This is a genomic window from Synergistaceae bacterium, from assembly GCA_021372895.1.
In the GTDB taxonomy this organism is placed as follows: Bacteria; Synergistota; Synergistia; order Synergistales; family Synergistaceae; genus JAJFTP01.
In genome coordinates this window covers 1-7,589 of record JAJFTP010000077.1, presented here as the reverse complement: position 1 = coordinate 7,589, position 7,589 = coordinate 1, and the positions used below count along the sequence as shown (strand labels likewise).

The following is a 7,589-nucleotide window of genomic DNA, read 5'->3' as shown; positions in this document are numbered from 1 at the left end:
GTAAGCGTCAAACCATCCGTACCTATCCCAGATAACATCAAACGTCTAAACTCCCCCGTAACTTAACAGCAAGGGGGAGTTTTCATGTTCGATCACAGCGGCAAACAGATTTATCTGATCTGCGGTCCTACGGATATGCGCAAGGGAACAGACGGCCTGTCCGCTATTGTAAATCTTCAGCATGTCTGTGACTCTTATGAGTCCGCCATGTTCATCTTCTGCAACCGCATTACCGCCCCAAATGCTTCCCCTTGTCGTCTTAATCCTTTCTTCATACTGTGATGATATATTCAAAATGGCAAAAGTCTATAAAAGGTGCCTGATGTTGCTTGTTGCAGTGAAATTTCTAAATTGGGCCGAACAAACAGCAGCAATATTGAATTTGAGAACGGAGAATATCTTCTATGATAAAAGAATGCGGTTTGCGAAAAAGTATAAAGAACAAGACAAAATATGCTGCGCTGTTGTTGCTCTTTTTTCTGTTTTCTTATATTCTGCCGCTTGGAGTCAGAGATCTGGCAGAGCCTGATGAGACGCGCTATGCGGAGATACCGCGTGAGATGATTGCCTCAGGAGACTGGGTAGTCCCTCATTTAAACGGAGTGCGCTACTTTGAAAAACCGGTTATGGGATATTGGGCGAATGCCGTTTCGCTGCTGCTTCTGGGTGATAATAATTTTGCTGTGCGCCTGCCATCAGCTCTGTCTACGGGACTGATGGCCCTTTTGATATACTTGCTGGTCAGGGGTGCCTACCGCCGAAAAAATGACGAAGATGTCGGAGATGATACTTTTTTGGCTATTTTGGCCGCCTTTGTCTTTTTGTCATGTTTGGAGGTTTTCGCTGTCGGCAATACCGCAGTACTTGACAACCTTTTCTCGCTCTTTACTACTGCGTCTGTCTCGGCTTTCTACTTCGCAACTGAAGAGCGGCCTGGCTCCGGAAGGGAAAAATGTCTTCTTGCTCTTGCCGGTATGTCATGCGGGATCGCATTTTTGACCAAGGGTTTTGTCGCTTTTGTTATACCTGTCATAAGTTTTGTTCCTTATCTTATATGGCAGCACCGGTATTTTGACCTGCTGCGGATGAGTTGGCTGCCGGTTTTACTTGCTGTCATTGTGATACTGCCGTGGGGGATCTCGATCAGCTTAAGGGAGCCTGATTTCTGGAGATTTTTTTTCTGGAACGAACATGTCCGCCGTTTTCTCTCCGACAATGCCCAACACAATAGGCCCTTCTGGTTTTTCTTCCTTATTTCTCCAGCCGCGTTTTTCCCATGGTCATTTCTTCTGCCTGCCGGGATCGTCGGAGTCAGGGACAGCATAAAAAAACATGGGGGGCGGGATAGGCTGCTGAAATTCTGTATATGCTGGTTGGTGCTGCCTTTTATGTTTTTCTCCTTTTCCAGAGGGAAATTGCTGACGTATATACTTCCATGTTTTCCTCCTTTCGCTGTGCTCATGTCGATCGGGCTTATGCATGTGTTGAATAAGGATCCGGACAACAGACTATTCAAAGCCGTGACCGCATGCAGCGCAATGCTTTCTGTCGTACTGCTCGTTATATTTTTGTACCTTCAAATATTCGGTTTCAAGGGGTCGTGCGTCTATGAGCAGCCGTGGAAAGCAATGATGGTCGTGACCGGCATTGTATTTTTTATAATGCTGGTTGTCCTGGCATTAAGAAGTCGGACCGTGAAAAATAAAGTCATTTTTTACTCTATGGCGCCGTTGCTTTTTTTCTTTGTGATTCATTATACCGTTCCGGATATTACCGTAGCGGCGGTGTCTCCCGGGGTCATGCTGGAGCGGAGCGGGCGCAACGCAGGCAAATGTGATATTATCATATCTGATGGAGATTCTGTCAGGTCCGTATGCTGGTATTTTCAACGAAACAACGTTTATATGCTTGGAGATGCCGGAGAGCTTGATTACGGGCTGAACTATAAGGAGGCCCGCGGGAAACTGCTTGACAAGCGATATGCAGCGGTGCTTATAAATCAAAACAGAGGCAGGACAGTGCTGATAGCCAGGTCTGAAAACGCCGCCCGGTTGCGCGGACAGCTTCCTGATCCTGTTTTTGAGGATTCGAACGATCCTTCAGGGTATGTCCTGTGGAGATATTGAAAAATCCTGACATCTGATGTTTCTCCTGCTTCTATGATGGATATGATGTCTGTAACGCAGTCTCAGACCAGCTTTTAGCGACGGCCGTGGTACGAGACTCAGGGAGACTCTCTAATGAGAATTTTAATTGTGGATGATGATATCTCGCTTCTGGAACAGGTAGCTCAGATTTTAACCAACCTGCGATACATTGTGGAAACCGCAGCAGACGGAGAGGCGGCTTTGGAGAGATTGTCCGGCACTCCATTTGACGCGGTTATTCTGGATATCATGATGCCTAAAATTGATGGTTTGACAGTCCTTGAATGTGTAAGGAAGGATGGCATAAGTACCCCTGTACTTCTGCTCACAGCAAAGGGAGATGTCGCAGATAGGGTAAGGGGACTCAACCTTGGGGCAGATGACTATATAGCCAAGCCTTTTTCACTGGATGAACTGCTGGCCCGTTTACGCGCTTTGCTTAGGAGATCCGGAGGTCAGTGCGAATCGATATTACATGTTAAGGATATTGAGCTTGACACTGTAAGCCGAAGGGTGACCAGGGGCGGAAGTCAGATCGATCTGACCCCGAGGGAATTTGCAATCTTTGAATTTCTTCTGCATAACAAAAATAGGATAATTTCTCGTTTCAGCCTTGCCGAGCATGTATGGGGAGATGATTTTGACCCATTCAGCATGTCTAATTTCATGGATGTCCATATAAAGAACCTTCGTCAAAAAATAGGTGATTCGGGACAAGGCAAGATCATACGGACGATCCGCAGCGTGGGATACATGATAGGAGATTCCGAAAAATGACGGTCAAGACGAGGATAACATTTTTTATTGTCGCAGCAGGGCTGTCCTCCAGCATATTGTTCTCTTTGGTCGTGTTTTTGGAATTGATAGAGCAGCCGTTTGACCTGCTTGACAGAATATTGCAAGAGGAAGCATACAGAACGGCCGCTATGGTGGCGGAAAAACAGGTGGATCCGGACACCGGTGTTTTGAGTTTTATTTCACGAACTATGGATAAGTATTGGATCGAAATTTATGAACCAGTTACCGGCAAGATCCTTTTCAAATCAGAAATGGCCGAGCATGTAAAACTTCCCTATTTGAAACCGGGCTCAGGTATTATTGTGCGTGCCGTTATCCCTTATACAAAAAACAATATGGATCATGGCGATGGCAAAAGAATAAAGTTCAGGGTCAGGACTTTTCCCATAGAGTTTGACGGGCGTTTTTTCGTTGTGCAGATCGCACGCAGTATGGAAAAATTGGACGATGAGATATGGGATCTTGTCTTCGGCATATTATTAGGGCTTGTTTTTTCCACACTGGTATTGGTTGCCGTAAGCCGCTTCCTGGCCGGCAAGATCCTTCAGCCTATCGCTAGGATGAAAGATTTGGCCCAGGATATAAGTGAAAAAAATCTTGATAAACGCATCCCGAATGGGGAAGGACAAGATGAATTCAGCGAGCTGGCTGTTACTATAAATCATATGCTGGACCGGCTTCAATATTCTTTCGTAAGGCAGAGGAACTTTCTCTTCGATACTTCCCATGAATTAAAAACGCCCCTTAGCACAATTAGGCTTGCCGTCGATGAAATTTCCACATCGGACGGGGAGTCGATCCCGCCTTTAGTGAGGGATAACCTTCTCAGGGTAAAAAACCAGGTATTGCGCATGGAGCGGTTAGTTAAAGACATGCTTGACCTTTCATCCTTGGAGACTCTGACAGCGATCGATCCAAAACCGGTCCAAATTACGGAACTTCTGTCATCGTTGGCCGAGGAATATAAATTTCTGGCCGATGCCCGCAACATTAAAATGGTAATCAGCCTCCGGGAAGGTCTTACTGTTCAGGGAGACGGCGAAAAATTATACCGCGCCTTTTCAAATATCCTTGATAATGCAGTTAAATACAACACAGACGGCGGAGAGATAAAATTGACATGTATCCGATCCGGAGCCGAAGTGACGGTTGCCGTGGCCAACACGGGGCACGGAGTCTCCGCGGATGAAGGGCAAAAAGTGTTCGATCAATTTTATCGTGCTGAAAAATCCAGATCTGTCCGGTTTGGCGGTTCCGGGCTTGGGCTGACAATAGTTAAAAGAATAATAGACCTTCATTGCGGCACGGTGAGGTTTGAAAGCTGCCGGGAGGGATGGACGACAGTAACCGTCTCTCTCCCTATGCACACACGGCAAAGTTGATATATTATATAGATCATGCCTGACACGGACTGTGGGTTATAGCCAGTTCAACTTTGAGGAGGATAAAGATATGAGAGAGACGGAAGGACGTTCCCAAATAGATTTCAGCGTAATACGCAAAGAGGAGCAATCCAGGAGCGAGTGGAGCGGAGGAACGACAACTCAGCTTGCAATATATCCTGCCGATTCAGACTATAAACTTCGTACTTTTAAATGGCGTATCAGCACCGCAAGGGTGGATTCAGATGAATCGACATTTACACCTTTGCCTGGGATCCACAGGTATCTTATGATACTTGACGGGAGCATAAAGCTGATCCATGAAGGCCGCGGGGAGCTTGAGATGAAGCCGTTCGCAAAGGATGAGTTTGAAGGGGACTGGACCACAAAATCAATAGGCAGATGTACAGACTTCAACCTCATGACAAAGCAGGGTGAATTCTGCGGCGCACTTGATGTCATATCACCCGATAAAGCAAACTGCATTCCCATATTTGAGCATATATCCCAGTCGCCCGGGGCCTGGGAGGCAATATACTGCCTTGTCCCTGAGCTGGACATCACGATAGAGAGCGACGGGACCAAATCAGACATCTCTCTGCGGAACGGAGATTTTCTGCTGCTTCACCGCCCGCAGACCGCGAGCGGCCATGTCTCTCTCTCAGTGCGGGGTGTATTTTCTTCGGTACCGGCAGTTCGTGCCGCTGTGTGGCGTGCAGCTGGCAGATGAAGACGATATCCACACAGGCACGGACTGTATCGGCTATTTATCTCTTCTTGAAAATGCTACTGGTCCATAACTGAGCTGTATATTGTGAATCCTCCGCTCAGGCTGTAACAGTCGAATCCGTGACCGGAGAGCATCCTGCACGCGACGTAGCTCTTCATGCCTGATTTGCAGTGCACATAGACAGGTTTGCTCTTGTCCAGATGAGCTATCTCACTGCGGAGCTTCTCAAGGGGAATGCGCACAAAGCCTTTTATTGACCCCGGCGCCGCCTCCATGTCGTTGCGCACATCGAGCAGGGTCACGCTCCCATCTCTGGGAAGAGCGTCCACTTCGTTCCAGTGGAACTGTTTTACTTTGCCTGTTATCAGGTTTTCTATGGCATAGCCGGCGAAATTTGCCAGCTCTTTGGCTGAGCCGAACGGAGGGGCATAACAGAGCTCAAGCTCCGTTAGGTCCGATGCGCATGCGCCAAGGCGGATCGCCGCAGCAAAGATATCGCATCTCTTGTCCACCCCTTCGAAGCCGGTCAGCTGTGCTCCAAGGATTTTCCCGTCCTTTCTGTTGAAAATGACCTTTGCCAGCATCTCAGTCCATCCGGGGAAATATCTGGCGTTGGAAGGGTGGAGGAAATAAATTTTATCATAGTCGATTTTGTTCTGGAGAGCGTCTCTTTCATTGATCCCGGTGCAGCATACAGTCATGTCAAAGATCCTCAGGATCGCTGTTCCCTGAGTGCCCTTGTACTCGCTTTTGATCCCGCAGATGTTGTCCGCGGCGATCCGTCCCTGCTTATTGGCTGGTGAGCCCAGCGGAATAAAAGCAGGCGTCTTCAGAACAAAATTTTCAACCTGTATGGCATCTCCGGCTGCGAATATATCAGGGTCGGACGTCTGCATATACTTGCTTACGATTATGCAGCCCCGTTTATCCAGGTCAAGGCCGCAGTCCTTCGCTATAGCTGTATCCGGTCGGACACCAACGGCCATGATGACCGCGTCTGTCTTGATAGATCCGTTGTCCAGGATAATGTTCAGGTCTGAAGATGTTTTTTCTATGCTCCTTACCCCGTTTTTAAGGACGACGCTGATGCCTTTGCTTACAACGTATTTATGCACACTTGCCGCCATATCGTAATCAAGAGGAACTATGAGGTGGTCAGTCAATTCGATTATAGTGACATCCATTCCGGCCTTTTTAAGGTTTTCGGCCATCTCAACTCCTATATAGCCCCCGCCTACGACAACGGCACGCTTCGCCTGCTTTTCCGCGATGTATTGTTTTATTTCTTCCGCGTCTGGAATGGTTCTGAGGGTAAAGACTCCAGGCAGATCCACACCGGGAAGAGGCGGTTTTACAGGTCTGGCTCCGGTCGAAAGGATAAGTTTGTCATATCTCTCCTGATATTCCCTGCCGTTCTTCATGTCTTTCACAGTTACGGATTTATTATCCCTGTCTATCGATAAAACATCGTTCTCCGTGCGCACATCTACATTGAATCTTGCGCGGAATACCTCCGGTGTGACTATTGTCAGGGATGTCTCATTCTTTATTTCACCGCCAAGATAATACGGCAGTCCGCAGTTGGCAAAAGAGATATATTTGCCGCGTTCCATCATCACGATCTCCAGACTCTCGTCAAGCCTGCGCAGCCTGGCTGCAGCTGTGGCTCCTCCTGCAACTCCGCCTACGATTATAACTTTCATCCGTATTCCTCCTCGTATTTTGATATAAATAAAACCTGACAAATTGCCGGTGTCTGTCCAAAGGATTAGAAGGAGTCAGTATTGGATATAAATGGATCGGAGCAGCATAGTATAACCAATAATATTATATATCATGGATTGGTAAGATCCAGGGATAGGAAAGTGCAGGATAACACCAACATCTGTTTTTGCCGGCGGTTTCTCTTTAACGCCGGTAAAAACAGATAAGCCGGAGTCCCGTGGTGGCGACCCGGCCGGTATTCCTAATGCGGGTAAAATCTTTTCATGACACTCAGTATATTAGCTGTCAATATCGCTTTAAAAAAGGCTGTGTAAGCCTTATCCATTTTTCAGGAGTTTATTAAAAACTCCTTTAGGATCACTTATAAGGAGTATGATCATCCACACGAAAAGACCGAGGAGAACGGCACAGACTCCCAGCAGCGCTGCATCCAGAGTTATTTCGAAAAATTCTCCGCCTTTGATCAAATATGCCATCACATGGTCGACGGACCACATAAGCGTGGCCCCCCAAAAGATAAAACTTAGCAAGCTCAGTTTATATTTATCTTCCGGGGCATTAACATACCATATGACAGTTGCAATTATAGCTGCGAATGCAGTAATTATAAAATACATAGCCCCTCTTCATCATTAAGCTTTATTTTTTACTGAAGCAGAAACAGCTTTAGCTTTTTGATCTGCAATAGAGACCATCATCAACCATACAATAGTTACAAATATTGCCATCCCTGTGCCGACTGTTGCGATCTCGTGAAACATCGGGCCTATGTCAGCCGGGTTGTTCATTGCCGTTAAAAAAGGCTGC

Annotated in this window: 7 protein-coding genes; 5 read left to right on the top strand and 2 right to left on the bottom strand. The window is 47.0% G+C overall.

Annotation, left to right across the window (positions count from 1 at the left end):
• Window positions 1-84 precede the first annotated feature (84 nt).
• The 5 genes from tnpB (at window position 85) to LLF78_06880 (ending at window position 5,057) form a co-directional block, all read left to right on the top strand.
• Window positions 85-282, top strand: a complete 198-nt coding sequence (gene tnpB / locus LLF78_06900; protein MCE5202221.1) for an IS66 family insertion sequence element accessory protein TnpB — start codon at window positions 85-87, stop codon at window positions 280-282.
• Window positions 283-404: 122 nt separating this feature from the next.
• Window positions 405-2,126, top strand: a complete 1,722-nt coding sequence (locus tag LLF78_06895) for a phospholipid carrier-dependent glycosyltransferase (GenBank protein MCE5202220.1) — start codon at window positions 405-407, stop codon at window positions 2,124-2,126.
• A gap of 114 nt (window positions 2,127-2,240) precedes the next feature.
• On the top strand, window positions 2,241-2,924 hold the full coding sequence (locus tag LLF78_06890) for a response regulator transcription factor (GenBank protein ID MCE5202219.1): 684 nt from the start codon (window positions 2,241-2,243) through the stop codon (window positions 2,922-2,924).
• Window positions 2,921-4,327 (top strand): HAMP domain-containing histidine kinase, encoded by a 1,407-nt coding sequence (locus LLF78_06885; protein MCE5202218.1) that lies wholly within the window; start codon window positions 2,921-2,923, stop codon window positions 4,325-4,327. Before LLF78_06890 ends, LLF78_06885 begins: the two co-directional genes overlap by 4 nt.
• A 70-nt stretch (window positions 4,328-4,397) precedes the next feature.
• Window positions 4,398-5,057 (top strand): HutD family protein, encoded by a 660-nt coding sequence (locus LLF78_06880; protein MCE5202217.1) that lies wholly within the window; start codon window positions 4,398-4,400, stop codon window positions 5,055-5,057.
• A 56-nt stretch (window positions 5,058-5,113) separates the two neighbouring features.
• Here LLF78_06880 and LLF78_06875 read toward each other — a convergent pair whose 3' ends face one another.
• A complete protein-coding gene (locus LLF78_06875; GenBank protein MCE5202216.1) occupies window positions 5,114-6,760 on the bottom strand; it encodes an FAD-dependent oxidoreductase in 1,647 nt (548 codons plus the stop codon).
• Between the two features lie 339 nt (window positions 6,761-7,099).
• Window positions 7,100-7,279, bottom strand: a complete 180-nt coding sequence (locus LLF78_06870) for a hypothetical protein (protein MCE5202215.1) — start codon at window positions 7,277-7,279, stop codon at window positions 7,100-7,102.
• Window positions 7,280-7,589: the final 310 nt, after the last annotated feature.

Excerpts from the sequence above, each read along its gene's own strand:
- tnpB (MCE5202221.1), top strand. The coding sequence starts at position 85 with ATGTTCGATCACAGCGGCAAACAGATTTATCTGATCTGCGGTCCTACG.
- LLF78_06895 (MCE5202220.1), top strand. The coding sequence starts at position 405 with ATGATAAAAGAATGCGGTTTGCGAAAAAGTATAAAGAACAAGACAAAA.
- LLF78_06890 (MCE5202219.1), top strand. The coding sequence starts at position 2,241 with ATGAGAATTTTAATTGTGGATGATGATATCTCGCTTCTGGAACAGGTA.
- LLF78_06885 (MCE5202218.1), top strand. The coding sequence starts at position 2,921 with ATGACGGTCAAGACGAGGATAACATTTTTTATTGTCGCAGCAGGGCTG.
- LLF78_06880 (MCE5202217.1), top strand. The coding sequence starts at position 4,398 with ATGAGAGAGACGGAAGGACGTTCCCAAATAGATTTCAGCGTAATACGC.
- LLF78_06875 (MCE5202216.1), bottom strand. The coding sequence starts at position 6,760 with ATGAAAGTTATAATCGTAGGCGGAGTTGCAGGAGGAGCCACAGCTGCA.
- LLF78_06870 (MCE5202215.1), bottom strand. The coding sequence starts at position 7,279 with ATGTGGTCCGTCGACCATGTGATGGCATATTTGATCAAAGGCGGAGAA.